Here is a 25,428-nt window from a genome sequence, read left to right as displayed (position 1 = left end):
CAGGACACCATGATCAATCCTGTCAGACTTGAAAAACTGGGTAGTTGGTTTGCCGGTGTGAGCTTGGTCCGCGACCACGAACCCTGCGTCTTGATGTTGTCTACTTCCAATGGGCTTGAGCGCGCAAGCGTAGAAACATTTGTGGGTCAGTCGTTTGCAGCCAGCTGGAATGCGCTAAGTTCCCATGCGTGCACTTCCTTTCGCAAAACATTGCTCGATTTTGAGCATGTACGCGTAGATCGGGTTAGCGAAATTCAAACAACAAGCTGGGCGGAGCTAAAGGCGCTGCTGTCAACAACAAAACGAAATTACTTCGGTTATGGAATCGCCCTGGATCCGCAGTTCAAACATTCTTTTTTGTGGGGCGAGCTCAACGGCAACGCCATGTTGTACGGCGGCTCAGAGGAAGAGTTCGCGAAGCTCCATGTTATAAATTTCGAAAAGTACGCCAGAAAGAAATATGGTCAACCATTCGTGTTGAATCATGATGATGATCAGCCGGTGTATCTGTTTTTGACGCAAGGTGCTTACATCGGTAAGGATGAAACCGTGCACGGCCTGGAGCCTCACGGTGTGGCTGTAGGGCGTCGCACGCTCCCCGATCTGGATGCAGATTCCTGCCGGCAGCTGGTGTTCAATGCCAGCGAATTTCTGGCCCGGCAAGTCAAGGACAGCGGCCAGTTCGTGTATGGATTGTTTCCATGCTTCAACAAGGAAATTCCAACCTACAACACCCTTCGCCATGCAAGTTCTACCTACGCCATGATTGAGGCATGGGAAGTCACACAAAGCGCTTTTTTGAAGTCGGCGATTGAACGTTCGCTACTTTGCTTGACGCAGGAGTTGATCAAGCGGGTTGAATTAAGCGGTGGAATTCAGGCGGCCTTTTTGGTCGACACCGGCAATGAAATCAAGCTGGGTGGCAATGCGGTGTGTATTCTCGCGTTGGCCAAGTACACCGAACTGACCGGCACCACGGAATACATTGAATTGATGGAGCAACTGGCCCAAGGCCTGGTTGCCATGCTTAATCCGAGCACTCGCCGCTTTGTGCATGTGCTTAACTATCCTGATCTTTCCATCAAAGAACAATTCAGGATTATTTATTACGATGGTGAAGCCGCATTCGCCCTCATGCGTTTGTACAAAATCACCCGCAGGGCAAGGTGGCTTCAAGCGGTGGAGTTGGCTTTTGAATATTTTATTGAAGCCCGTCACTGGAAAGCGAATGATCACTGGATGAGCTACTGCGTGAACGAGCTTACCCAGTACCGACCCAAGCGAGAGTACTTTGAGTTCGGAATTCGCAATTTCGCAAATCACCTGGATTTCGTGCTGACACGCATCACCACTTTCCCGACCTTGCTCGAGTTGATGATGGCCGCCGAACAAATGCTCTCTCGTTTGCAAACCATGCCTGAGTTTGCCGACCTGTATGCACAGGTGGACACCGAGAAGTTTTATCGAGCCCTGCACTGGCGCGCCAATTATTTGACAACCGGTTATTTTTGGCCTGAATGGGCCATGTATTTTGCGAAACCCGACACGCTGAACGGTTCGTTTTTTATTCGGCATCATGCTTACCGGGTGCGTATTGATGATGTAGAGCACTATGTATCGGGTTTGGTGGCTTACCGGAAGTTTTTGGTGCAGGGTGCCTTGTCTCAGAATCTGGAACCGGCCAAGCCAAACAAGGCATTGAACGCCAAAGTTCAAGAGACCAATTTTTGGTTTCTGAACCAGAACTTTGGTTTTCAGCGTTCGGGCGTTGAGAATGCAGCTTTGCTTCGATATCGGGTTTTTGAGCAAGAGATGCATGTGCGACCAGTGTTGTTGACCTGTCGCTATAACCCACGATTGCATGAGTCAATCGAGAAGTTGGTGGCCAACAAGGCTTTGCCCGAGTCTTCAGTGTGCCGGTCAGTTCACGATTATTTTCAGGATGCAGAGCTCGTTTCAACTCAACTGAACACTGGTCAGTCGCTCTTTGAGAATCCAATGCTTCGCAGCCAGCTGGTCGCCGGCAGGCGGGATATTCGCGTAACGAGCCCGCAAGGACAACTGCTGATGTACGTGGTTCGCAATCCTGTGAACGACATGCTGATTCACATCAATCATTTTTCTGGCGGAGTGAAGTTCAGAAAGGATTATTACGATTGCCGTGGATTTTTAAGTTGCATGCAGTACCTGGATTCAGATGGCGCGGTGAACCATGAACACTACTTGCGCCCCGATGGCACATTGGCCATTGCCAAGCTTTACAAGCGAATTGACAAAAAACAACTGCTGTCGGATGTTCGCCTACACAATTCAACCGGGGCGCTCGTGGCCTGTTTGCACAGTGAATCGGAATGGCTGACTTATGCTTTGGTTTCCATGTTGAAAAAGCAGGGCGGTAAACACGTGCTCATCGTGGACAAAAATCGGTATTGGTACTTGCCTGCGGTGACTGCGCGTGATCACTTGCATCGGGAATCGCCTGGGCAGGTGGCAGTGGTGCCTGTTATTCACGCTATCCATACACACACCGTGGCAGATATGGCCACGAGTCCGACCAACTCCAATTTCAGGGACATCTTGCACGACATCAAGCGTCCGGATGCAGTCATTACACTGACCGATCAACAAATGAATGACATCTCTGCACGCTACGGGGCAGGGCAAATGTTTCCCATTGGCCATTCGTGCGAATTAAAGGACTCCATCCCGGATTTCAAGACTCGGGACAGATTTCGAATTGTCTCCATGGCCAGATACAGCCCCGAGAAAAATCATAACCTGGCAATCGCAGCTTTGGCCAAAGTGGTGAAGAGGTATCCCGAGGCGCGTCTTGATTTTTACGGTTTTGCAGTGGCGGGTAGTTCCCTCTTGTCTGATTTGAAGACACAGCTTGAATCGTTGGGCTTGCAGAACCATGTTGGTTTGAATGACTGGACAGATGATCCTGCGGCCCATTACATGCGTGCAGGTTTGTCGCTGTTGACCAGCCAGGCCGAGGCTTACTCACTGGCCATTATGGAAAGTATTTGCCACGCATGCCCTGCAATTGCTTTTGACGTGCCGTATGGACCCTCGCATTTGATTGTGCACGGTGAAACTGGTTTGCTAGCGCCATTTGGGGATACAGATGCGCTCGCGGATCAAATACTTTCTGTTTTTGACAGTTACGAATTTCATGAAGGCTTAAGCAAAAAGGCTTTTGCTTCCGCGAACCGTTTCAGCCACGCCGAAGCGGCGCACAATTGGCGTCAATTGTTCTCAGTTGTTGGAGTGTCGTCATGACTGCTGTTCAAACCGCAATTTCCCTGCTCACCGTATTCGACTGGATCGCGGTTGCATTTTTTGTGATTTGCTTTCGGGGTTACAACTACGTGTTCGATGGTCGCAGCCGCTTTGGTCGCCATGGATTGGCGCAAAAAACGCATGAGTTCCGCAAACTGTGGGCACGTGAAATGCTTTCTCGCAGCAACCGCGTGGGCGACACCGCGTTGATCGGTAACCTGGTCAACAGTGTTACTTTTTATGCCAACACAACGATTTACATCATTGCCGGTTTGTTCGCCCTGTTGGGTACGCTCGATCAGTTGGTCAACATTACCAGCGACTTGCCGTTTAGCCGGGAGGTTAGCCGCGGTTTGATGGAAATCAAGGTGCTGTTGGTGCTCACCGTGTTTGTGGTGGCTTACTTTAAATTCACCTGGAGTTTGCGCCAATTCAATCTGCTGACCATTTTGGTAGGTGCTGCACCCGACGGTAATCCGGACAAGGATTACAACGAAGCCTATGTGTCGCGCATGGCGCGCATCAACAGCCTGGCCGGTGATGAATTCAACCGAGGCTTGCGCAGTTATTATTTCGGTATTGCCTCGGTCACCTGGATGATTCATCCAGGTTTGTTGATGGCCTTTAGCGCTTTGATCGTGTTTGTGTTGATCCGCAGGGACTTCTATTCAGAAGCCCTGGAGATCATGTCGAGATAAAAATTTGCCTGTAAATTACCAGCTGCTGGTTTCGCGTTCGGGGCTGGCGCTGACCTTGTGAATGGTCAGGTCGGCACCGTTGAATTCCTCTTCGTCATTCAGGCGAATACCCACAGTCATTTTCAATAGGCCATACACCACGAAGCCACCCAGCAAAGCGAATGCCACGCCAGCCACAGTGCCGATCAACTGGCTCATGAACGACACTCCGCCCATGCCGCCCAAGGCTTGCTGGCCAAATACGCCTGCTGCAATACCACCAAAGGCGCCGCAAATGCCATGCAATGGCCACACACCCAATACATCGTCAACCTTCAAGCGGTTTTGCGTGAAAGTGAACATGTACACAAACAGCACGCCTGCGATGGAGCCCACAGCCAGCGACCCCAGCGGGTGCATGATATTGCTGCCTGCACACACAGCCACCAAACCGGCCAATGGGCCGTTGTAGGCAAAGCCTGGGTCGTTGCGGCCCGCAACCAAGGCACCCAGGGTGCCGCCCACCATGGCCATCAGGCTGTTTACGGCCACCAAGCCTGAAATGCCTTCAATTTTCTGGGCGCTCATCACGTTAAAACCGAACCAACCCACTGCCAGCACCCAACTGCCCAGCGCCAGGAAGGGGATGGATGAGGGCGGGTGCGAGCTGATGCGCCCGTCTTTGGTATAGCGGCCACGGCGTGAGCCCAGCAGCAACACGGCGGCCAAGGCGATCCAGCCACCCACAGCGTGAACCACCACGCTGCCTGCGAAGTCCATGAAGGGGGCGCCGAAGCTGGCAGTCAGCCATTCCTGAAAGCCATAGTTGCCGTTCCACACCATGCCTTCAAACACGGGGTAAACCAAACCCACCAAAGCCGCGGTGGCCACCAATTGGGGCACAAAGCGCGCGCGCTCGGCAATGCCACCCGACACAATGGCAGGAATGGCGGCCGCGAAGGTGAGCAGGAAGAAAAACTTCACCAGCGAATAGCCGTTGCCTTCATTAAGCACGGTAGCTGGTTCGTAAAAACCCACGCCATAAGCAATGGCATAACCGATGAAGAAGTAGCTGATGGTGCTGACTGAAAAATCAGCCAGAATTTTGACAAGGGCATTGACCTGGTTCTTGTGGCGCACCGTGCCCACTTCCAGAAATGCAAAACCGGCGTGCATTGCAAGCACCATGATGGCGCCTAGAAGCACAAAAAGAGTGTCCAGTGCGAGAGTAATTTGTTCCATTTTGGTGAATTTTGAGGTTTTTGGTTAAAAGTGGGGCATTAGTTGCAAAAACGATGCCCGCTTTTTAGGCAATTTTTGCACCGTACTGGTGCGAATTCAATCAGGTCTGGATATCAAGCTTTCTCAGAATGCGGACCACGTCGGCGGGAGAGTTCTCCTTCTGATGTCGTTTTTTCTCGTAATCGGACACCACAGTTTTTGTGTAGCCTGCCCAGAAGTTACACAACATGGGCGAATGCGCAGGGTTGTTGGCAGGTGCGCCGCGCAGGAACCCCACCTGCTTGATGCACGCTTGAAGATCGGGGGTGCTTTGTTTCAGCACACCAACGGGATTGGCATGTGGGTTTATCAAGCCCAGGTCTTGGCATTTTTCAATGACATGCAGTGAAATTTCGGCCAATGGCTTTAATTTCACCTGGGTGTAGTCGGCATTGAATTCAAGGCAGTTTTCCAGTTCAATTTCCGATCCGAATTCGGCCTGAATGGCCCGGCGCAAAGGCTCGGTTTTCAGTTGTTCAGTCGGGATGCCGGTACTTAATTTACTGTGGGTGTGGTTGCAAAACGTTTGGGCAATTTGTTCGGCAACTGTATTGGCCAGCACGGGGGGTGTAATGGTTTGCCGAAGTAGTTCTTCAGCCATCGGGCCCGCCTGGTTTTGGTAAGCCTGTGTGGCGTACCGGTCCTCAACTACTTCCAATCCCCATTGCCCTGCCACATGATTCTTCAGGGCTTGAATATGGTGAATTTCAAGTTGCAGGGCAAGTTCGTCATTTAAACGTGGCTTGTCTTCATGCCTTACCAATTGTTGAAGGTGTTGCTCGACAAGGTTGTTTTTGGCGCGGGTCAACACCCCGGCCAAGCCTGTTTGCTGGCTGCACAGGTCTCTGGTGTTTTCAAGAATGTTCAGCGTTTCGCCTTCATTGCACACGCCCAGCCCCTCTGCCAAGGCCAGTGCGCAAGACAGTTTTTTGTCCGCTGGAATGTTCGGGTTGTTCAGTTGTTGTGCAAACAGGTTCAGGTTGCGCCGGCTTTCGTTGACGACCAACGGTGAAAGCTTGTCGGCATTGCAATTGACCCGGGTTTGAAGAAAGTGATTCAAATTACCAATTGCTTTTTGCCGTTGTGCACCCGTACTTGCGTGTTGCCCCACAAACTGCTGAATATTCTTGATGGTGGTGTTCAGTTGCGCAGTGTAGGCTGCGCGTAATTCGGGAGATTGCTTGAAAGCTGCCCAGGCTGCACCGCTTGGTGCAATTGCGGGCAAGTCGATGCCACCCGCATCAGTGTGCATGGTTTTTGCAGCCTGCGCAGCAAGCTGACTCCAGCCCGCGGCAGTGAAACCTTCAACAGAACTCGACATGCAGATTGTGGTGGCTTGATTTGTATTGTGTGCCCAATCAGTGATCAAGGTTCCATGTCAGTTCGCCTTCAGTTCGCTTTCAATGCACCCCATAAAATTCCAAACAGGTCGTCAAACTGGTCAATCAGTTTGTGGCTTTCCTTGCGCAAAAAGTGCATTTGAGCCACGCGGCCGAATACGCCCATGAACACGTCCAGCAGCATTTTGCTTGAAACGGTGTCGTTAAATACGCCCTTGTGCTGACCTTCTTTCAGCATGCCCAGAAAAGCCCCCATCAACTCCGGGCTTTCATACACGGGCAAGTCCTGGTAGCGGCTGGCCGGGATTGATACGGTCAACAGCAATATCACCTTGGGGTGCTTGTCAAAGTAGTCCAGCATCACCCACAGGGTTTTGCGCAGGCGTTCCCGGTAGTCTTCAATGCCTTCAAGGTGGTCGATCATGCGGTTGGCCAACCTGCTCAATGTGGCGTCCAGCACATAGGCCACCAATTGTTCCTTGCTGCCAAAGTATTTGTAAATGGTTTGCAGTGAGACATTGGCGGTGCGGGCCACCTCAATTAAAGGCACGCTGTTGAAGTCATGGTTGGTAAACAGCTCCAGCACTGCATTTTCTATGCGGTCCAGCGTGGCCTTTCGCATGTTGGCGGGGTTGGCATTCACATCGACTTTGTTGTTGCTTGCGCTTGCGTTCATAGTGACCGGACCCACTTGCCGTGGGTTCAATGGGGTGAATCAAAAGGCGAATCATCTGGTGCTAATGTTGGTGCGGTCAACCACAAGCACCCAACACCATGAGAACAACCGTTAACCTTGATGATGAATTATTAACCAAAGCCCAGCAGCTTTCCGGTCTTGGCGAGCGAAATGAACTGCTGCGCGAAGCCCTGCGCGCACTGATACAGCGGGAAAGCGCCCGCAGGCTGGCCTTGTTGGGGGGCACCCAACCCGAATTACAAAACATTCCTCGCAGGCAGTGGCAGTTGTGAAGGTACTCGTCGACACCACCGTGTGGGTGGATCATTTTCATCAGTCCGAACCCCAACTGGTTCGCCTGCTGAACGAGGGCTGTGTGTTGGGTCATCCTTTTGTGCTGGGTGAAATGGCACTGGCCAACCTTCAAGACCGTGATCGCATTCTGAATTGGCTGGCCGATTTGCAGCCCTCAGTGCCTGCTTCGCCAGCCGAGGTGCTTGAACTGATCGAATTGCGTAAATTGCATGCACAGGGCTTGGGTTATGTGGACACGCACCTGTTGGCCTCCGTGCTGTTGTCGCCGGGAACTACGCTGTGGACTCGCGACATGCCGTTGTTGCGCGTCGTAAAGGAATTGGGCTTGCAGCCGCCGATTCAAGACCGGTTTTTCATGCATGATTCAGCGCGCCGCTACACAGGGGATGAAAAACGGTAAGCCAAATTACCATATGCATAGAGGTGACACTCTAAAGTAACTTCTTGGGTTGATTGTGCGTTTGCACATCGCCATTCTGGACCGTGAAGAATTCACGATACCTTCGGTAATTTTCATTACCGAATCCAGAAAATCCAGGAGGCACAGATGCCATCGGCACTGATATTTGACGCAGTAAGAACCCCACGGGGCAAAGGTAAGAAAGACGGCAGCCTGCACCAGGCCACACCAGTTTGGTTGCTGAACAACCTGCTGACCGCTTTGCAACAGCGCAATGATCTCGACACCAGCCTCGTCGACGATGTGGTGCTGGGTTGCGTAACCCCAGTGGGTGAGCAGGGTGCTGACATTGCACGCACTGCTGTGCTGGATGCTGGTTGGGCTGAAACTGTTGCGGGTGTAACCCAGTCACGCTTCTGCGCTTCAGGCCTTGAGTCAGTGAACCTGGCAGCAGCCAAGGTAGGCAGCGGTCTGGAAGACATGGTGGTTGCGGGTGGCGTAGAAAGCATGAGCCGCTGGACCATGGGCAGCGATGGCGGTGCCTGGTTCATGGACCCCCGCATCAACGACAAACTTGGCTTTATTCCCCAAGGCATTTCTGCCGACCTGATCGGTACGCTGGAAGGCTTTAGCCGCACCGATGTAGACACGTACGCCGTGGAAAGCCAGCGCCGTGCTGCCAAGGCCCAAGCCGAAGGCCGTTTCAACAAAAGCCGTGTGCCTGTGAAGGACCTGAATGGTTTGATCATGCTCGACCACGACGAATTCATTCGTGGCAATGCCACCGTGGAAAGCCTGGCCACTTTGCAGCCCTCATTTGCAATGATGGGCAGCATGGGTTTCAACGCAACCGCCCTGCGCAAGTACACCACCGTTGAAAGCATCAACCACATTCACCATGCGGGCAATTCTTCCGGCATCGTAGATGGCGCTGCTTTGGTATTGGTTGGTAGCGAGGAAGCCGGACGCAAGGCTGGCTTGAAGCCACGTGCACGCATTCGTGCGGCAGCGGTGATTGGCTCTGAGCCCACCATCATGTTGACTGGCCCAACGCCAGCCTGTTTGAAGGCTCTGCAAAAAGCAGGCTTGAAAGCTTCTGACATCGATTTGTGGGAAATCAACGAGGCATTCGCTGTGGTACCCATGCAAACCGCACGCAACCTGGGTATCAGCCTGGACCGCGTGAACGTGAACGGCGGATCGATCGCCATGGGCCACCCACTGGGCGCAACAGGCGCAATTATTTTGGGCACCTTGCTCGATGAACTTGAGCGGCAAGACAAAACCCTGGGCCTGGCCACACTGTGTGTGGGCGGCGGCATGGGTATTGCCACCATCATCGAACGCATTTAATTGGCCGAAGGAGAAACAACAATGAGTGCAGTGAAATTTGAACTCGGTCAGGATGGCATCGCGGTAGTCACGCTCGACATGCCCGGCCGTTCCATGAACGTATTGAACGAAGAATTGATGGGCCCCTTTGCGGAAGCCCTGACCCGCATTGAAACCGATGCGGCCGTGAAAGGTGTGGTGCTGACTTCTGGCAAGCCAGAGTTTTTGGCTGGCGCTGACCTGGACACGGTTTACAAAATTACCGACCCACAGCAAGCTTTTGATTTGGCGGAAGCCTTCAAAACCCTGTTGCGCCGCATGGAAAAGTGCGAGAAGCCCATTGTATGCGCCTTGAACGGCACCGCATTGGGTGGTGGTCTGGAACTGGCCATGGCCTGTAACCACCGCATCGCACTGAACAACCCCAAAGCCAAATTTGGTTTGCCCGAAGTGAAGCTCGGTCTGCTGCCTGGCGGCGGTGGTACACAGCGTTTGCCCCGCATGATCGGTATTCAGGGCGCGCTGGAGATGATGACCCAAGGCACGGAATTGCGCGTTGAGCAGGCCGTGAAGAAGGGCATTATTCAAGACACAGCAGATTCAGTTGAGGAAATGATTGCCAAGGCGAAGGCTTGGGCGATTGCCAATCCAAAAGCATTGCAGCCCTGGGATGTGAAGGGCTTCAAATTCCCTGGTGGCGATTCCAAGCACCCAGCCATTGCGCAAATTTGGGCGATCGCACCCAGCATGGCCAACGCCAAGGCATTTGGTAACTACCCAGCGCTGACCCACATTGCAAGCTGCGTATTCGAGGGCGGTATCACCGATATCGACACTGGTTTGAAAGTGGAAAGCCGTTACTTCGCTGCTTGCGTGTTGTCGCAAGAAAGCAAGAACATGATGAATACGCTGTGGTACCAGCTGAACAGCATCAAGAAAGGTCAAAGCCGCCCAAGCGCACCTGCGAAAAGCAAGGTCAAGAAAATTGGCGTGCTCGGTGCAGGCATGATGGGTGCGGGCATTGCCTATGTGTCTGCGAAAGTGGGCATTGAGGTGGTGTTGATCGACGCCACTCAGGAAGGTGCAGACAAGGGCAAGGCCTACAGCACCAACCTGCTGGACAAAGCCATTGCCAAAAAGCGCAGCACACCTGAAAAGAAAGAGGCACTGCTGAACCTGATTACTGCCACCACCGACTACTCCAAATTGGAAGGTGCGGATTTGGTGATTGAAGCTGTGTTCGAAGACCGCGCCGTGAAGGCCGATGTCACTGCCAAAGCTGAAGCGGTTATTCCAGCAACAGCCGTGTATGCGTCCAACACATCGACCTTGCCAATTACTGGCTTGGCCGAAGCATCCAAGCGCCCCAACCAGTTCATCGGTTTGCACTTCTTTAGCCCCGTGGACAAAATGCCGCTGGTTGAAATCATCATGGGTGCAAAAACCGACGATGAAACACTGGCCAAGGGCTTTGACTATGTTCAGCAAATCGGCAAAACACCGATTGTGGTGAACGACAGCCGTGGCTTCTTCACCAGCCGTGTGTTCGGTACCTTCCTGATGGAAGCTGCTGCCATGGTGGGCGAGGGTGTTCACCCCCGTTCCATCGAAATGGCAGGTCTGGAAGCCGGCATGCCCATGCCACCTTTGGCGCTGTACGACGAAGTGTCGCTCAGCCTGAGTTTGCTGATCATGAAGCAAACCAAGAAAGACATGGAAGCCGCAGGCCAAACTTTCCCCGAGCACCCAGGCTACAAAACACTGATTACTGTGGCTGAAAAGCACGGCCGCATCGGCAAGAAAGACGGCAAAGGCTTCTACGACTACTCCCCCGCAGGCAAAACCCTGTGGAAAGGTTTGAGCGAAGAATTCCCGCTGGCCAAAGAGCAGCCCAGCTCACAGGAAATTCAGGACCGTTTGATGTACATCCAGGCCAATGAAGCCGCACGCTGCCTGCAGGAAAAAGTGCTGCGTTCCGTGGCGGATGGCAACATCGGGTCCATTTTCGGTTTGGGCTTCGCGCCATTCACAGGCGGTATGTTGCAGTTCATCAACGCGAAAGGATTGCCTCAATTCGTTAAGCGTTGCGAAGAACTGGCCGCTCTGTATGGCGAACGTTTCAAGCCCGCCAGCATGCTGGTGGAAATGGCAGCTCAAGGCAAAAAGCTGGAAGACAAGCTGGCTTGATTTTTTACCCTGCGAAGCAAGCTGTCCAAGGGCAGCTGGCTTCGCGATGAATGACGAAAACAGGAGCAGTAACCATGGTATTCAAAGCAATCATGAATGGCTTGATCAAAGCCAAAGCCATGCCGCAAATTTCGCCGACCGAGCGCCAGGCGCTTGAAGCAGGCACGGTGTGGATTGACGGGCAGGTGTTTTCCGGCAAGCCCGATTTTGCAAAAATGTTTGCCGAGCCTTACTCGAAATTGAATCAGCGCGAGCGCGATTTCATCGACGGCCCAGTGCAGCAACTGTGCGAAATGTGCGACCCGCATGAAATTGCGACCACACGCATCATTCCGAAAAAAGCAGTCGACTTTTTGGCATCTGCCGGTTTTTATTCTTTCCTGATTCCCCAAAAGTTTGGTGGTCTGGAATTTTCGGCCAACGCCATTTCCACCATCATGGCGATGATCACATCGCACAGCCCACTGCTGTCAACACTGGTTGTGATTCCCAACAGCTTGGGGGCAGCTGAGTTGATCAAGCACTACGGTACTCAGGCACAGAAAGAACATTACCTGCCACGCCTGGCCAGTGGTGAATACCTGCCCTGTTTCGGTTTGACCGAACCCACAGCAGGCTCCGATGCTGCGTCCATTCTGGCGCGCGGTGTGGTATTTAAAAACGCAGAGGGCAAGGTTCAAATCAAGCTGAACTTCCGCAAGCGCTACATCACCTTGGCACCGGTGGCCAACCTCATTTCGCTGGCATTCAAGCTGCACGACCCCGAGAATTTGCTGGGCAAGGGTGCAGAGCCCGGCATTACAGTGGCTCTGGTACACCGTGGCACACCTGGTTTGGAAATGGGCAAACACCACCAGCCGATTGGTGATGCGTTCTACAACGGCCCGATTATTGGCCGCGATGTGGTGATTGATGCGGACGAAATTATTGGCGGCAAAGAGTGCGCAGGCCAAGGCTGGCGCATGTTGATGGAACAGCTGGCCGGTGGCCGTGCGGTTTCATTGCCGGCTGGTGCGGTCGGCGGCATCCGTGCAGCAGCGGCTGCCTCTGGCGCATACGCCCGTGTTCGTCAGCAGTTCGGCATGCCGATTGCTGAAATGGAAGGTATTCAGGAAAAGCTGGCTGAAATTGCGGCGATGGCCTACCTCAGTGAAGCTGCGCGTGTGTATGCGTTGAGCGCACTGGACAACGGCGAACAGCCCCCTGTGGTGTCGGCTGTGTGGAAAGCCTACCTCACCGAACTTTCACGTGAGCAAGCTAAAAACGCCATGGACGTGATGGCAGGTGCTGGTGTGATGCAAGGCCCCAACAACGTGATTGGCCGTGGCTACTGTTCAGCCCCGGTTGCAATTACCGTTGAGGGCGCGAATATCATGACCCGTTCGCTGATTACGTTTGGTCAAGGTGCTGTGCGTTGTCACCCCTACGCATTCAAAATTGCGAACGCGCTGGAAGCCAACGACCTGCCCACCTTCAGCAGCGCCCTGAAAGGCTGGATTGGTCACATGGTGGTGAACACCAGCCGTTTGGTTGGTCTTACGCTGACCCGTGGTTACATGGCCAGCACACCGAAGATTGACGGTGTTACACCTTACCTGCGCAAGCTGGCCTGGGCTTCATCCCGATATTCATTCCTCACCGACATGGCCCTGATCACCGTGGGTGGCAAGTTGAAAGCCCGCCAGCAACTGACCGGCCATTTCGCCGATGCTTTGGGCTGGCAACTGCTCGCCATTTCAACCATTCGCCGCTACGTGGCTGAAGGTGAAATCAAGGAAGACTTGCCACTGGTTCAGTACGCTTGCGAATACGCCTTGGCGAAAGTGCAAAAAGCATTCGAATCCATCTATTCCAACTTTGGCAACAACGCAGTGGGCTTTTTGCTGCGCACCGTGGGCTATTTCAGCTTGCGCGTGAACCCGATTGTTGGTTCTGGTCTGGATCGTTTGGTGCCGACCGTGGCCAAAACAATCACCAAGAGCGGTGCCCAACTGGGCCGTATCACAGGTGATTTGTACATGCCCAAGTTCAACCTGGCCGACATGGACAGCGATGAAGTGCTGGCACAAACCACAGGCGTGAAGCGTTTGATGGCGGCCTTCCAGGCCGTACAGGAAGCCGAAGTGGTGCAAATGAAAGTGATTCAGGCGCGCCGTTCCAAGCTGGTGGACAAGGGTTCTGTGCAGGAAATGGCAGAAGCCGCATTGGCCAAGGGCATTATTACAGCAGCCGACAAAAAGTTGCTGGACCGTGCCAACCGCATCAGCCTGGAAGCCATCATGGTTGACGAGTTCACACCGCAGGAATTCTTCGGTGACAACTCGGTAACTTACGCACCCGGCTTTGAATGTGCCAATGTGCCCAATGTAAGCCATGGCGCAGCGGTACAAGGTGAGCGCTTGAGGGTTGTGAACTCTTAACGTGGCGTTCATGTGAACAGCGCCCCGGCTTGGCTAGGGGTACTGTTCGCTTCGCCCGATTTTGCAAGGTTTCCCGGCGGATTCGCAGCGCGGGGCGATTGCTGAAAGCAATCGATGCGAAGACGCTGTGGCGTTTCGCATGCCCCAAGCCAGAAGCATCAAGCCGGATCGAGAAACCTTGCTCAGGGCGAAGCGAATGGTGCCTCAAGCCAGGCTAGGGTCGATCCGGTCCAAATCAACAAAGTTATTCACAATCAATCACCGAGGCCGTCACACATGTCACCCATTCAAGACCCCACCTTGCTCGAAGGCATCACCGTGCTCGACTTGTCGCGCAATTTGCCTGGGCCAGCAACGTCACTGATCTTGCAGCAGATGGGTGCCACGGTCATCAAGATGGAACCCCCACACGGGGATGACGCCAAAAGCATGCCCATGTTGTATGCCGCTTTGAACAGCAGCAAACAGATTGTTACTGCGGACTTTCGCACGCCCGAGGGCATTCAGGCTTTGAGGGATCATGCTGCCAAAGCGGATGTGCTGATTGATGGATTCCGCCCCGGCGTGATGGCCGACATGGGCTGTGGCTACGACACCTTGCAAGCACTGAACCCGAAGCTGGTGATGTGTTGCATCACCGGTTATGGCCAGAAAGGCACATTGGCTGAAAAGGCTGGCCACGACATCAATTACATGGCGCTCAGTGGAGTACTTGATGGCTTGCAAACAGCCGACGGCGACATCCCGGTGCCTGCGGTGCAGTTTGGTGATTTGTTTGGAGGCACGTCTGCGGCCGTGCAGGGCATCTTGGCAGCCTTGCTGAAAGCGCAGCGTACAGGGCAGGGCACGTTTGTGGATGTGTCCATGACCCACAACCTGTGGAAGCAAAACATCATGCCCGAGAGCATGGAACAGATGTGGATCATGCTCAGCGGCAAGCCCGCCAAGCATCAAGACGATTTGCTGAGCGGCGGCCTGGCCTGTTACAACGTGTACAAAACTGCAGACCAGCGTCATTTGGCGGTAGGTTCACTGGAGCACAAGTTCTGGAAAGTGGCTTGCGAAGCCATGGGCAAGCCCGAGTGGGTGAATGTTCACTGGAGCCGCGGTGCCATGCCAGGCACCCCACCCGCAGTTCAAATGCTGGCCGACATGAAGGCGCTGATTGCTTCTCAGCCTCTTGCCCATTGGGAGCAAGTGTTTGGCAAAGTGGACGCCTGTATCACGCCGGTGCTGAGCCGTGCAGAAATCAAAAAGCGAAATTTGCTGGGTATTTGATGTTTTTTCGGATGGGAAAATTGCGCCGGTAAATCGAGTACTGCGTCTAAAATCCTGAAATCTTTGGGCTAACTTACGCGATTCTTACCAAAATTGCAGGAAGAATGGTATTGTTGAATTTGCCGGAAGTCTTATACAACACTTATAAAAACCGAGCCCACGCAGGCTCAGCCGGGGAGACATAAAAAGCCACCCAAAGTGGCGCCTCCTTGGCCGCATTCGCTCGGTTTACAGGAGATCAGTACATGTCAGCACGTCCCGACGAGGCCGCCCCTAAGGTATCGCCCGATCAATTCAATGGTTTTGTCAGCAAAGAAGCGCAAGAGCTTTTCGAGTCGCATTACTGGACCAAAAGCTACCCTCCTGGCGTGTCAGGCGACATGCCACCCCTGCGTTACACCAGCATGCTGGAATTGGTGGCCGAGTGTTTGAAAAAGTACGCTGATCGTCCAGCCTTCGTTTCAGCGGGTACTGAGTTCTCCTACAAACAGGTCGATGACATGTCCGACCAGTTTGCTGGCTACCTGAAATCGATTGGTGTGAAGGCTGGCGATGTGGTGGCGATCATGCTGCCCAATTGCGTGCAGTTCCCCGTGTGCTTTGTGGGTGCCATGAAGCTGGGTTGTACTCTGACCAACGTCAACCCCCTGTACACCGTGCGTGAATTGAACCATCAGTTGAAAGACTCTGGCGCAACCACCATTGTGGTGTTCGAGAACTTTGCCAATACCTTGCAGCAGTCGCTCGAGGGTACCAAGGTCAAGAACATTGTGATCACGCAGCTGGGCGATTTGCTGGGTGGCTTGAAGGGCCTGATCGTGAACTTTGTGATGCGCAAGGTCAAGAAAATGGTACCTGCTTACAACCTGCCACAAGCGGTGCCGATCAAGAAGGCCTTGGCTGCTGGCAAAGGTGTTTCTTATCCCAAGCCCAGCCCCAAGCTGGACGATGTGGCTTTGCTGCAATACACGGGTGGTACCACTGGCGTTTCCAAAGGCGCCATGCTGACTCAGCGTAACCTGATGAGCAACATGGAGCAGGGCTTGGCCTGGATGAGCGAAGCCATTGGCAAAGACCCGATTTGTGTGGTCACCATGCTGCCGCTGTACCACATCTATGCTCTGGCCGTGAACTGCATGTTGTTCATGACTTTTGGTGCGCGCAACATTCTGATTGCCAACCCACGTGATGTGGGCACTGTGATGAAGGTGCTGCGCAAAGAAAAATTCCATGTAATCACTGCGGTGAATACCTTGTTCAATGCTTTCCTGAACAACGAAGAATTCTGCAAACGTGATTTCTCCGATATGAAGTTTGCAATGAGCGGCGGTATGGCTTTGCAACAGCCTATCGCTGAGCGTTGGTACAAAGTAACCGGTTGCGCAATTTCTGAAGGCTTCGGCATGACAGAAACTTCGCCAGTGGTTACAGTACCTCCGCTGCATGGCGGCGAGCGCCCTGCATTCCGCGGCAACGTGGGTTTGCCTATTCCGGGCACCGAAGTGCGTTTGAAGCGTGACGATGGCCTGTGGGCTGGTTTGAATGAACCTGGTGAAATTTGTGTGCGTGGTCCACAAGTGATGCTGGGTTACTTGAACCGCCCTGAAGAAACCGCCAAAACAATCGACAAAGACGGGTGGCTGGCCACAGGTGACATTGGCACCATGGACGAGCAAGGCTTCGTGAAAATTGTAGACCGCAAGAAAGACATGATCATCGTAAGCGGCTTCAACGTGTTTCCGAACGAAATTGAAGACGTGGTTGCACAGCACCCTGGCGTGCTTGAATGTGGCGTGGTAGGCGTGCCCGACCCAGTGACTGGCGAGAAAGTGAAGCTGGTGGTGGTGAAGAAAGACGCCAGTGTGACCAAAGAAGATTTGATTGCACATTGCCGCCAGAACCTGACTGGTTACAAAATCCCGTCATTCGTAGAGTTCCGTGACGACTTGCCTAAAACGCCAGTTGGCAAAATTTTGCGCCGCGAACTTCGTGACAAGCCGAAAGAAACTGCGTAAATCAGTGAGTTCAATAAAAAAGCCACCTTCTCAGGTGGCTTTTTTTATTACCGCAGCCTGCCAAAGGCAGCTTGATCAGATTTAGTTGCGTACGTACATCTCAACGCGACGGTTTTGAGTGCGGCCTGCTTCGGTGTCGTTGGTGGCTACCGGAAAGCGTTCACCCAAGCCCGCAGCTGTCAAGCGACCACCATCGATGCCTTTGCCAGTCAGGAAGCTGGTCACCGATTGTGCACGGCGCACGGAAAGGTCTTGGTTGTACTGGTCGCTGCCTGTGCTGTCGGTGTAGCCAATCACGCACACAATGGTGTTGGGGTTGTCGCGCAGTGTGGCTGCAATTTGGTCCAATGTACCGGCAAATTGCGATTTGATTGCTGTTTTGTTGGTGTCAAACAAGGCGGCACCAGGAATGTCCAGCATCACAGAACCATCGCGTTGCTCACGCACGGCGATCTGGCTGCCCACCAGGTAGCCGAACAGGCCACCCAAGGCCGCACCGCGCACGGTGTCTTTGCCGTCAATGCTGTTGCCCACAATGGCACCACCAATTGCACCCACTGCGGTACCAATTGCAGTTTTGGTGTTGTCTACTTTGCGCTCAGGGGCAACAGGGCAACCGGCTACGGCCACGGGCGATCCGGGGGCGGGCTGTTGTGGGGCCTGCGGTTGCTGAAATATGCCGCCGCCGTTGCTGGCACAGCCTGCGGCAAACAAAGTAAGGGCGATTGCTGAAAGTTTGAATTTGTTCATGGTGTATTCCTTGGGTTTTGTTCTGAATCAATTGCTGTCAGTTTCATTCTAACGCCTCACCGTTTTACAGGTTGACTATAAAAATTTCATGGCGCTACACTGCCACATGCTTAAATCATTGACGATACTTCTTGCTTTTCAAGCCTTGGGCGAGTTGCTCAGCTTTGCCCTGTTCCCATCCATTCCCGGTCCCGTGCTGGGTTTGATCGCCTTGTTGGTGTTTTTCTTCATCAAGGGTGGTGTGCCCGCCGATATTCAATCGACCGCCAATGTGTTCACAGCAAATCTAGGTTTGCTGTTTGTGCCTGCGGCGGTGGGTGTTGTCGTGTTTTGGCCTGTGCTGGCTGAATTTGGTTTGGTGATCTTGATGACCTTGCTGGTCAGCGTGGTGGTGACTTTGGTGGGCACTGCCTGGTTGCTGGACAAACTGGCTGCCCGCTTCATGCCGGGTGAAGTGAGCGAGGGTGGCAAAAATGAATGAGTCTGCCCGCCGCGTGCTGGAGCTTCCTGAAATTTGGGTTTACCTCAGTGGTAATCCACTCAGCGCCTTGTTTCTCACCTTGCTGGCATATCAAATTGGCCTTTGGTGTTACAGAAAAAGTGGGCAGCATCCGTTCACCAACCCGGTCATGATTGCGGTGTTGTTGTTGGCTGCATTCTTGCAAATCACGGGTTTAAGTTACCAGCAGTATTTTGAAGGTGCCCAGTTTGTCCACTTTTTATTGGGCACAGCCACCGTGGCATTGGCGGTGCCTATTTACCAGGGGCTTACTGCGGTCAAGGGGCAAACCATTCGTACTTTGGTGTTGCTGAGTGCAGCCTTGTTGGTGGGTGGTGCTTTGTCGATCGGCAGCGCTCTGGGTACTGCCCATCTGTTGGGCGCCAACCTGGATATTGTTCAAAGCTTGTGGTCCAAATCGGTGACAGCACCCATTGCTATGGGGGTGAGCGAACGCATTGGTGCCTCGCCCACGCTCACGGCTTTGTTTGCGATCGTCACCGGAATTTTGGGGGCAGCGGTGGGCACCTGGCTGTTTAATTTCATGGGCATGAAGCGTTGGTGGGTGCGTGGTTTTACCATGGGGCTTGCAGCGCATGGTATTGGCACGGCACGGGCATTTTCAGTGCACCCCGAGGCTGGGCGCTATGCCAGCTTGGGCATGGGTTTGCACGGCATTTTTGGTGCGCTTTTAATACCGTGGGTGTTTGGTTTTTTCAGCTAAAAGCCAGGGCATTCAAAAACACGCTGCCCATGCAGCCACATACACTGCCCGCATGTCTGGGCTTGCATAGCCCAGCATCACCAGCAATGCAAACGCCACCAGCACCACTTTGGCCCAGCGCGGCATCAGTGGTGTACTGGTTTGTTGGTTTTCAGGCGGCTTGTACTGTGGGTTCATTCGGGCTTGCGCTTTGTTCCTGAATAGGCCAGTTTACCGCAGCGGCAATTGCACTTAAAGCCACACATATCCACCACACCATTGTGTAGCTGCCAGTGGCATCAAACAAAAGGCCGCCCAGCCAGCCGCCTACAAAGGCACCAATTTGGTGGAACATAAACACCAAGCCGCCGAGCATCGACAGGTTTTTTACCCCAAACATCGCAGACACGGTGCCTGTGGTTAAAGGCACGGTGGACAACCACAACACGCCCATGCCCGCTGCAAACAAGTACACACTCCAGGTGCTTAAGGGAGTCAGGATGAAAGCCACAATCAGCACACCGCGCAGGCCATAAATGCCAGTCAGCAGCATGGGTTTTCTGAACTTGCCACCCCACAAACCGGCCAGATAGCTTCCCAATATATTAAACAGGCCAATCAAGGCCAAGGCTGTGCTGCCCGCGCTGGCGGGTATGCCGCTGTCTTGAAGATAGCTGGGCAGGTGTACGCTGATGAACAGAATTTGAAAGCCGCACACAAAGTAACCCACGCTCAGCATGAGGAAGGCGCGATGCCGTATGGCTTGCCCCAGCGAGGCCCACATGCCGAGCTCTTTCTCTGCAGGTGCTTCCTGGTGGCTGGCTGCGGTGTTCGGGCACTCGGCACTGCAGGGTGCATCATCGGTTTTCAGGGGCGTGGCTTTGGGTTCAATCAATTGCCAGGCCAACACCAGAATAATCACCGCAAAACACGCCAGAATGGTGAGTGCTGAAGACCAACCCACCTGGTTGATCAAAAACAAACCACCGGGCAAAAACGCGAACTGCCCCAGTGAGCCCAAAGCCATGGAAATGCCCATGGCCATGCTGCGTTTTTCAGGGGGCATGGCACGGCTGACCGCGCCAAACACCACAGGGAAGGTGGTGCCGCTTAAACCCAGACCAATCAAAACACCGGCGCTCAAGGTCAGCATACCCGGGCTTTCAGCCATGGCCATCAAAAACAAACCCAGTGTGTATAGCGCACCACCAAGAATCATGGTGATTGCTGAGCCCAGGCGATCAGCCATTCTTCCAACAAATGGCTGTGCCACACCCCACACCAGGTTTTGCATGGCAATTGAAAAGGCAAACACTTCACGCCCCCACTCATTGCTCAAACTCATAGGCTGTAAAAAAAGCCCGAATGAGTGGCGTATGCCCAATGAGATGGTCATGATGAATGCCCCGCACCACAACACGGTGAGGGGGGATACTGCCTTGTGAGTGTTCAATTGCATGGCAAGCGGGTATTAAGGTTTGATGTAGGCAAAACCCTGTTGGGTTTGCAGGTCGGCCACACGCACCACGCCTGATGGCGTGAATGTCGCATCGAGCACAAACTGGTCTCTCTTTAAATTGCGGTTTTTCAAGGTAATTTCGCAAATCTCGAACACCACGCCGCGGGCGGTCAGTGCGCTCACCAGTGGGGCGTATTGTGTGCCCGTTTCAGCATGCTTGGCACCTTCCATTAAAAAGTCCACGCCATTGGCATGGGTCACCACAATAATGGTGGTTCTCGGTGAAACATCCAGGTGGTTGCGAATATTGCGCAGGGCTTTGAGCGGTTGTTCGGCACCGTCAATGTGATAAACCACCTTCGAGGTAATGTCCTGTGTGTTCATTCGTTTCACGGGGGCAGATTCCTGCGCATACACCGTGCTAGTCATCAACAAGCCTGCCGCGCAGGCTACCAAGGTATTTCTGATCATAAGCCAATTCATGAATTGCTCCTTCAATGTCGGTTAACCCCGCCTTATCCCGCGAAAAGGTGGGGTCGGCGAGGTGACTCCTTAGAGGGATGTTTAACCCATCCTGCATCGGGATACTCAACAGTACCGATTTAAAAGGATGAGCAACAGTATGAAACCCAACACTGCATTAAACACCGCTTTGGCGGTCAGCAAAATTGGTGTTTACGCGGCTGTCGCATTCAGCGCAGTGGCTTGCTCGTCATTAAGGCCCTTCGGGCAGGAAGATGAGTTTCGGGCCAAACTGAAAGCACCGGAAATAACCGGAGCCAGTCAGGCCGCACCTCAGGTGACCTTGCCGATTGAGCGTTTGCCCTCCGATACTTTTTGGGTTCGTCCACAAATTTCCGAAGGAGAGTTGCCAAACCGCATGGTCGAGAACCTGTCGGTAACCGAACGCGGCTTGTTCGATGTGCTGCAGCTGATTTTCGCGAGCACCAACATGCCATTGAGTTTTGAGGGTGGGGCGGATGCAGCGTCCCGTTATGGAGTGGTCACGCTGAACAATCTCAGTGGCACTTTGCCGCAGGTGATGAACAAGTTGGGCGAGATCATGGGGTTTTTCTGGACAGTGACTGAGTCGGGTGTGTTGAGGATCATGCCTGAGCAACAGTTTGTCGTCACAATGCCGCCTGTGCTGAACGAGGACAGCATGGCGGGCATTACCAACACCATGCAGTACTTGGGCGCACGCGATGTTTACCTGGACCGCATTAATCGATCACTGGTGTTTCGCGCCAACCGCAGGGCCTTGAATGACATTCAAAATTATCTGGAGCGTGCACGGGCGACGCGTTCGCTGATCGTGTACGACATGAATGTTTTGCAAGTTGATCTGAATGACTCCAACAACATGGGGGTGCGTTGGGAGTTGTACAAAACTGGCAATGGCATCAATACCGCGCCAGATTCTTCCATTGCGGGCGCTTCAAGTACAGCCGACCGAATTACGCAGTTGACACGCACTGCCACTGGCATTGAAACCCTGATTTTTGGTGAAAACTTTTCGACCAATTTCCTGATTGATTTTTTAAAGTCGCAAGGCGATGTCAAAACATTGAGCCAACCAAAAATTGGTTTGATGAATGGCACCAACGGCAATATTCGCGTGGGCCAGTCCACCACATTTGTGTCGCGTGTGGGTTCGCAAATTGTGAACGGAGTGGCGCAATCGACCGCCGACACGCAGAATTTGCGCACCGGCCTTGAAGTGTCGCTAACAGGCGAGGCACACGATTCCACCATTTACACCCGCATCAATATTTCAATCACCGAGCTCCTGGCGCTCAAGCGTTTTACTGCGCTGGGTGTCGATCTGAACTTACCTGAAGTAGCCGACCGCGAACTGAAAACCCAAGTGCGTTGTCGCCCCGGCGACACTATTTTGCTGGGTGGTATTACTGTTTCGCGCGCCCAAGATGATTTTCAAAGTGGGCTGGGCACACGCAGCCGCACCGAGAGCACCAAGCAAACCGAACTGGTGGTGACCATTCGCCCGCGTTTGTTGTTGTTCGGTGAAGTGGCCAAGCTGGAACAACCTGCAGCGCAGTTGCCCGTGCTGGAAACGCCAGCCCCGATCAAACGCCGAATTGAACCCAAGGCACCCAGCGCAGTTGAACCCGTGGCAGCGGCCGTGGGTGGTCCCTTGCGTTTGTCGACAAGCCTGGGTTTTGTGCCCTCGCAAGTTCAAATGATCTCGAAACTGACCCCGTTTCAGGAGCAGTGAATTCATGCATGCCTTTCAGAAAAACTTTGTTAGTTATTGCCTGGCCAGTACTTGCGCGGCATGGTCGGGTGGTGTGTTGTCGCAGCAAACCATTGCGAATCCCTTGATTCGCCCTGCCATGTTGCAGGGTGCGCCCGCAGCGAATGGGCCAGATTCTGCCGTAGCCACGCAGCGCCCGGCAGAACCAGCAGCCACCGGCGATGCTGCCGAGTTGCGCCGGCAGGCCGAGCGACGAATTACTCAAGAAGATTTGAACATTCGCCAACAAGCCTTGAACTCCCCGGTATTGCCGGTGCCCCTCATCAACCTGTTCAGCAATATGCAGGTAACCGCCTATTTTCAGGGTGCAATTGTGATGCGTCGGGTCGAAAACGATTTCACGCCCCAGCAAGTCAGTCAGCCTGCTGCCGCTCAACAGACTGGCAATGGCCGTGGCGAACCTCCCCCTGCTGTGGTGGTGCCTCGCCCGGTGTCGCGTTCGTCGGGTGCACTTCGTTTGCGAGTGGGTAAAACAGAAAATGTCAGCGGCTACCCTTTGCGGGCCACGGTTAACGGGCAAGACATCACAGTAGATTGGTTAAGTGAAAACGGGACCTGGGTCAATGTGTTTTATGGCGCGCTTGAGTCGAGTGCAGGTGGCCTGCCGCAAGTGCCCAGCGATTCACAGTTGCTGAAAGTGGAAACCGATCAGTTTGATCATTTGGTGCCCGTGCTGCGAACACAAACCTTCTCGCCTTCAGGCACTTTGGGGGGGCAGCAAGGCGGCAACTTTGGCTCCGGGTTTGGTGGTGGCAATGGTGGTTTTGGCGGCAATCTGGGTGGCAACAATCAACCTGGTTTTGGCACCGGCTTTCCCAACTGAAGGAAACAATCCGCATGAAATCACTTGAGGCAGATTTGGTACAAGCCGGGCTGGATGACCACCAGCTCAATTTGCTTCGCCAACAACACACACACTTGCGTGGAGAGGGTCGGTCGGCCGAGTTGGGCAGCCTCGCCTTGCGCTCACGATTTCTGAATCTGGATGACTTGGTCGACTCCGGTTCCCAGGAAGACTCCAATGTCATTGGCGATCATTTCACCTTGCAAACCATTTTGCCGCTGGAGTTTTGTCGTCGATTTGTGTGTGTGCCCACCGAGTTCTCAAAGGGGGTGCTTACCTTGCGTTGTGCGCAGCCCTTGAAAGCGGCTCAACAGGATCGTATCCGTCAAATTCTGCGCGCCCCTGTTTCTGCATTGAAGTTTTTGCCCTCCAGCCGTCAGGAGGTGTGTGACTTGCTGTTGCGCATCGAACAATCCGGCTCGGTCAACGGCCTGATCACGGTACTTCGGCATGAGGGGCTGGAGGCTGGCCGTTTGCGCAGCCTGGTGTACGCCGTGTTGAAAGAGGCCTTGTCGCTTCGCGCCAGCGACATACACCTGAGTCGCAAAGGTGATCCCGATGCCTGGATTGCGTACCGGGTGGATTCGGTGATGCGGCAAACCCATTTGCTGCCCGAGTTGTTGATGCAATCGCTGGTGGCTCGTATCAAGATTGAAGCGGGCATGGATGCATCCAATAGCCGCACAGCCCAGGATGGTCGCTTGACTGTCGAGCACGAAGGTCGCGTGGTGGATTTTCGAATTTCCACGCAACCCTTGGTGGATGGCGAATCGGTGGTGCTCCGTGCATTGGACGCCTCGCTGTTGCCGAGCTTGGGTGCCCTGTTTCCTGGGCAACCTAAAATGACCGAGTTGATCAAAAGCATCACCAACCAAACCGGCAAAACCGGGGGGCTGGTGTTTATTTCCGGCGCGACGGGCTCGGGCAAAAGTACCACGCAATACACAGTGGCGTGTGGCTTTCGGCGAGACGCCATGAATGTGATCACTGTGGAAGATCCAGTCGAATACATTTTGCCTTTTGCCAAACAAATTCAATTGCAGGCCTTGGTCAAGCAAAAAGCCATTGAGCTTGAGCGCTCGATACTTCGCCAAGACCCGGACATTCTTATTTTTGGCGAGGTGCGTGATGCAGACTCAGCCCGCGCTGCCTTGGCTTTTGCCGAAAGTGGTCACCTGGTGATTTCCACCATTCACGCCAACAGCGTGTTGCAGGTCAGTGAACGTTTCCTGTCGATGATCGACCCCGCCCACCGCACCGATTCTGAATTTTTGCTTGCACATTTTCTGCGCGTGGTTATTCATCAGCGTTTGGTACGCCGCCTGTGTTCTTGCGCCAAACCCGTACAGGGTGAAATGCTTGAACACTTTCAGTCACAGGCGGTTCGGCTTACAGGTGGCCTGATTCAACCGCGCACTGGTTTGCGTCACAAGGTGGGCTGTACTCGTTGCGCTGGCCTGGGGTATTCAGGTCGGGTTGCTGCGCATGAAACCATGCATGTGCCAGCCGAGGAAACCATGCGGGGCCGTTTCGTAAAGGCTTTCAAAAGCCACAACCTGGAGCTTCCCGTTGATTTATGCGAAGAGAACGGGGTGGACTACACCAGCCGGCTTCAAACCCTGCAAACCCTTTTGGACCAAGGCATGGTCGACTGGCCCAGCGTTCTTCAGATACTTGGTGTGGCGGGGGACTGAG

General features: G+C 53.6%; 21 protein-coding genes. 14 read left to right on the top strand and 7 right to left on the bottom strand.

The annotated features are described in order from the left end of the window. Positions 1–9: 9 nt before the first annotated feature. Together B4C79_RS00515 and B4C79_RS00510 are read left to right on the top strand one after the other, a co-directional pair. The gene (locus tag B4C79_RS00515; RefSeq protein ID WP_291740119.1) at positions 10–3,282 is read left to right on the top strand and encodes a glycosyltransferase; all 3,273 of its coding nucleotides are present in this window, start codon (positions 10–12) and stop codon (positions 3,280–3,282) included. After that, the gene (locus tag B4C79_RS00510) at positions 3,279–3,980 is read left to right on the top strand and encodes a DUF599 domain-containing protein (RefSeq protein ID WP_105027350.1); all 702 of its coding nucleotides are present in this window, start codon (positions 3,279–3,281) and stop codon (positions 3,978–3,980) included. Before B4C79_RS00515 ends, B4C79_RS00510 begins: the two co-directional genes overlap by 4 nt. Before the next feature lie 15 nt (positions 3,981–3,995). On the opposite strand, the gene B4C79_RS00505 is transcribed toward B4C79_RS00510, so the two are convergent. From B4C79_RS00505 to B4C79_RS00495, 3 genes are all read right to left on the bottom strand, one after another. Next, positions 3,996–5,201, bottom strand: a complete 1,206-nt coding sequence (locus B4C79_RS00505; RefSeq protein ID WP_291740121.1) for an ammonium transporter — start codon at positions 5,199–5,201, stop codon at positions 3,996–3,998. A gap of 100 nt (positions 5,202–5,301) precedes the next feature. Then, positions 5,302–6,561, bottom strand: a complete 1,260-nt coding sequence (locus tag B4C79_RS00500) for a hypothetical protein (protein WP_291740122.1) — start codon at positions 6,559–6,561, stop codon at positions 5,302–5,304. Between the two features lie 68 nt (positions 6,562–6,629). Continuing rightward, complete coding sequence (locus B4C79_RS00495; RefSeq protein ID WP_105027347.1) at positions 6,630–7,256, bottom strand: TetR/AcrR family transcriptional regulator; 627 nt, start codon at positions 7,254–7,256, stop codon at positions 6,630–6,632. Positions 7,257–7,354: 98 nt separating this feature from the next. Between B4C79_RS00495 and B4C79_RS00490 the strand changes: the two genes are divergently transcribed. The 7 genes from B4C79_RS00490 (at position 7,355) to B4C79_RS00460 (ending at position 17,203) form a co-directional block, all read left to right on the top strand. Then, the gene (locus B4C79_RS00490; RefSeq protein ID WP_105027346.1) at positions 7,355–7,549 is read left to right on the top strand and encodes a type II toxin-antitoxin system VapB family antitoxin; all 195 of its coding nucleotides are present in this window, start codon (positions 7,355–7,357) and stop codon (positions 7,547–7,549) included. Further along, positions 7,546–7,971, top strand: coding sequence for a type II toxin-antitoxin system VapC family toxin (locus B4C79_RS00485; RefSeq protein WP_206018526.1), 426 nt, complete (start codon positions 7,546–7,548; stop codon positions 7,969–7,971). The genes B4C79_RS00490 and B4C79_RS00485 overlap by 4 nt, the downstream gene beginning before the upstream one ends. Positions 7,972–8,118: 147 nt before the next feature. After that, the gene (locus tag B4C79_RS00480) at positions 8,119–9,324 is read left to right on the top strand and encodes an acetyl-CoA C-acetyltransferase (protein WP_291740125.1); all 1,206 of its coding nucleotides are present in this window, start codon (positions 8,119–8,121) and stop codon (positions 9,322–9,324) included. Positions 9,325–9,345: 21 nt separating this feature from the next. Then, positions 9,346–11,490 carry a 3-hydroxyacyl-CoA dehydrogenase NAD-binding domain-containing protein gene (locus tag B4C79_RS00475; protein WP_291740127.1) on the top strand — a complete coding sequence of 715 codons (2,145 nt, stop codon included), beginning with the start codon at positions 9,346–9,348 and terminating at the stop codon, positions 11,488–11,490. 74 nt (positions 11,491–11,564) lie between these two features. After that, on the top strand, positions 11,565–13,910 hold the full coding sequence (locus B4C79_RS00470) for an acyl-CoA dehydrogenase (protein ID WP_291740129.1): 2,346 nt from the start codon (positions 11,565–11,567) through the stop codon (positions 13,908–13,910). A 276-nt stretch (positions 13,911–14,186) separates the two neighbouring features. Further along, complete coding sequence (locus B4C79_RS00465) at positions 14,187–15,188, top strand: CaiB/BaiF CoA transferase family protein (protein ID WP_291740131.1); 1,002 nt, start codon at positions 14,187–14,189, stop codon at positions 15,186–15,188. A gap of 245 nt (positions 15,189–15,433) precedes the next feature. Beyond that, positions 15,434–17,203, top strand: a complete 1,770-nt coding sequence (locus tag B4C79_RS00460; protein ID WP_291740133.1) for an AMP-binding protein — start codon at positions 15,434–15,436, stop codon at positions 17,201–17,203. Between the two features lie 81 nt (positions 17,204–17,284). Here the strand turns inward: B4C79_RS00460 and B4C79_RS00455 are convergent, their stop codons facing one another. Further along, on the bottom strand, positions 17,285–17,953 hold the full coding sequence (locus B4C79_RS00455) for an OmpA family protein (protein ID WP_171100704.1): 669 nt from the start codon (positions 17,951–17,953) through the stop codon (positions 17,285–17,287). A gap of 106 nt (positions 17,954–18,059) precedes the next feature. Here B4C79_RS00455 and B4C79_RS00450 point away from each other — a divergent pair, with 106 nt between their 5' ends. Next, positions 18,060–18,434, top strand: coding sequence for a CidA/LrgA family protein (locus B4C79_RS00450; RefSeq protein WP_171100702.1), 375 nt, complete (start codon positions 18,060–18,062; stop codon positions 18,432–18,434). Then, positions 18,427–19,176 (top strand): LrgB family protein, encoded by a 750-nt coding sequence (locus tag B4C79_RS00445; RefSeq protein WP_291740135.1) that lies wholly within the window; start codon positions 18,427–18,429, stop codon positions 19,174–19,176. The genes B4C79_RS00450 and B4C79_RS00445 overlap by 8 nt, the downstream gene beginning before the upstream one ends. A gap of 12 nt (positions 19,177–19,188) precedes the next feature. Here B4C79_RS00445 and B4C79_RS00440 read toward each other — a convergent pair whose 3' ends face one another. Genes B4C79_RS00440 through B4C79_RS00430 form a run of 3 tightly spaced genes read right to left on the bottom strand, consistent with a single transcriptional unit; the run spans position 19,189 to position 21,097 of the window. Next, positions 19,189–19,353, bottom strand: coding sequence for a hypothetical protein (locus B4C79_RS00440; RefSeq protein WP_291740136.1), 165 nt, complete (start codon positions 19,351–19,353; stop codon positions 19,189–19,191). Next, positions 19,328–20,614 carry an MFS transporter gene (locus B4C79_RS00435; protein ID WP_291740138.1) on the bottom strand — a complete coding sequence of 429 codons (1,287 nt, stop codon included), beginning with the start codon at positions 20,612–20,614 and terminating at the stop codon, positions 19,328–19,330. The genes B4C79_RS00440 and B4C79_RS00435 overlap by 26 nt, the downstream gene beginning before the upstream one ends. Positions 20,615–20,626: 12 nt before the next feature. Beyond that, positions 20,627–21,097, bottom strand: coding sequence for a DsrE family protein (locus B4C79_RS00430; protein WP_291740140.1), 471 nt, complete (start codon positions 21,095–21,097; stop codon positions 20,627–20,629). A 139-nt stretch (positions 21,098–21,236) separates the two neighbouring features. Here B4C79_RS00430 and B4C79_RS00425 point away from each other — a divergent pair, with 139 nt between their 5' ends. Genes B4C79_RS00425 through B4C79_RS00415 form a run of 3 tightly spaced genes read left to right on the top strand, consistent with a single transcriptional unit; the run spans position 21,237 to position 25,427 of the window. Beyond that, complete coding sequence (locus B4C79_RS00425; protein WP_171100692.1) at positions 21,237–22,850, top strand: type II secretion system protein GspD; 1,614 nt, start codon at positions 21,237–21,239, stop codon at positions 22,848–22,850. A 4-nt stretch (positions 22,851–22,854) separates the two neighbouring features. Then, a complete protein-coding gene (locus B4C79_RS00420; protein ID WP_205882435.1) occupies positions 22,855–23,712 on the top strand; it encodes a hypothetical protein in 858 nt (285 codons plus the stop codon). Between the two features lie 14 nt (positions 23,713–23,726). Then, positions 23,727–25,427: a GspE/PulE family protein gene (locus B4C79_RS00415; RefSeq protein ID WP_291751188.1), complete on the top strand. Its 1,701-nt coding sequence runs from the start codon at positions 23,727–23,729 to the stop codon at positions 25,425–25,427. Position 25,428 lies beyond the last annotated feature (1 nt).

Source organism: Limnobacter sp. UBA7229 (assembly GCF_002473065.1).
Taxonomy (GTDB): Bacteria; Pseudomonadota; Gammaproteobacteria; order Burkholderiales; family Burkholderiaceae_B; genus Limnobacter; species Limnobacter profundi.
Note: the sequence above shows the minus strand (reverse complement) of the source record. Positions and strands in the feature narration are given on the sequence as shown.

What these genes read in the sequence shown, in the direction of transcription:
- B4C79_RS00515 (WP_291740119.1), top strand. Translation starts at nt 10, where the DNA reads ATGATCAATCCTGTCAGACTTGAAAAACTGGGTAGTTGGTTTGCCGGT.
- B4C79_RS00510 (WP_105027350.1), top strand. Translation starts at nt 3,279, where the DNA reads ATGACTGCTGTTCAAACCGCAATTTCCCTGCTCACCGTATTCGACTGG.
- B4C79_RS00505 (WP_291740121.1), bottom strand. Translation starts at nt 5,201, where the DNA reads ATGGAACAAATTACTCTCGCACTGGACACTCTTTTTGTGCTTCTAGGC.
- B4C79_RS00500 (WP_291740122.1), bottom strand. Translation starts at nt 6,561, where the DNA reads ATGTCGAGTTCTGTTGAAGGTTTCACTGCCGCGGGCTGGAGTCAGCTT.
- B4C79_RS00495 (WP_105027347.1), bottom strand. Translation starts at nt 7,256, where the DNA reads ATGAACGCAAGCGCAAGCAACAACAAAGTCGATGTGAATGCCAACCCC.
- B4C79_RS00490 (WP_105027346.1), top strand. Translation starts at nt 7,355, where the DNA reads ATGAGAACAACCGTTAACCTTGATGATGAATTATTAACCAAAGCCCAG.
- B4C79_RS00480 (WP_291740125.1), top strand. Translation starts at nt 8,119, where the DNA reads ATGCCATCGGCACTGATATTTGACGCAGTAAGAACCCCACGGGGCAAA.
- B4C79_RS00475 (WP_291740127.1), top strand. Translation starts at nt 9,346, where the DNA reads ATGAGTGCAGTGAAATTTGAACTCGGTCAGGATGGCATCGCGGTAGTC.
- B4C79_RS00470 (WP_291740129.1), top strand. Translation starts at nt 11,565, where the DNA reads ATGGTATTCAAAGCAATCATGAATGGCTTGATCAAAGCCAAAGCCATG.
- B4C79_RS00465 (WP_291740131.1), top strand. Translation starts at nt 14,187, where the DNA reads ATGTCACCCATTCAAGACCCCACCTTGCTCGAAGGCATCACCGTGCTC.
- B4C79_RS00460 (WP_291740133.1), top strand. Translation starts at nt 15,434, where the DNA reads ATGTCAGCACGTCCCGACGAGGCCGCCCCTAAGGTATCGCCCGATCAA.
- B4C79_RS00455 (WP_171100704.1), bottom strand. Translation starts at nt 17,953, where the DNA reads ATGAACAAATTCAAACTTTCAGCAATCGCCCTTACTTTGTTTGCCGCA.
- B4C79_RS00450 (WP_171100702.1), top strand. Translation starts at nt 18,060, where the DNA reads ATGCTTAAATCATTGACGATACTTCTTGCTTTTCAAGCCTTGGGCGAG.
- B4C79_RS00445 (WP_291740135.1), top strand. Translation starts at nt 18,427, where the DNA reads ATGAATGAGTCTGCCCGCCGCGTGCTGGAGCTTCCTGAAATTTGGGTT.
- B4C79_RS00440 (WP_291740136.1), bottom strand. Translation starts at nt 19,353, where the DNA reads ATGAACCCACAGTACAAGCCGCCTGAAAACCAACAAACCAGTACACCA.
- B4C79_RS00435 (WP_291740138.1), bottom strand. Translation starts at nt 20,614, where the DNA reads ATGCAATTGAACACTCACAAGGCAGTATCCCCCCTCACCGTGTTGTGG.
- B4C79_RS00430 (WP_291740140.1), bottom strand. Translation starts at nt 21,097, where the DNA reads ATGAATTGGCTTATGATCAGAAATACCTTGGTAGCCTGCGCGGCAGGC.
- B4C79_RS00425 (WP_171100692.1), top strand. Translation starts at nt 21,237, where the DNA reads ATGAAACCCAACACTGCATTAAACACCGCTTTGGCGGTCAGCAAAATT.
- B4C79_RS00420 (WP_205882435.1), top strand. Translation starts at nt 22,855, where the DNA reads ATGCATGCCTTTCAGAAAAACTTTGTTAGTTATTGCCTGGCCAGTACT.
- B4C79_RS00415 (WP_291751188.1), top strand. Translation starts at nt 23,727, where the DNA reads ATGAAATCACTTGAGGCAGATTTGGTACAAGCCGGGCTGGATGACCAC.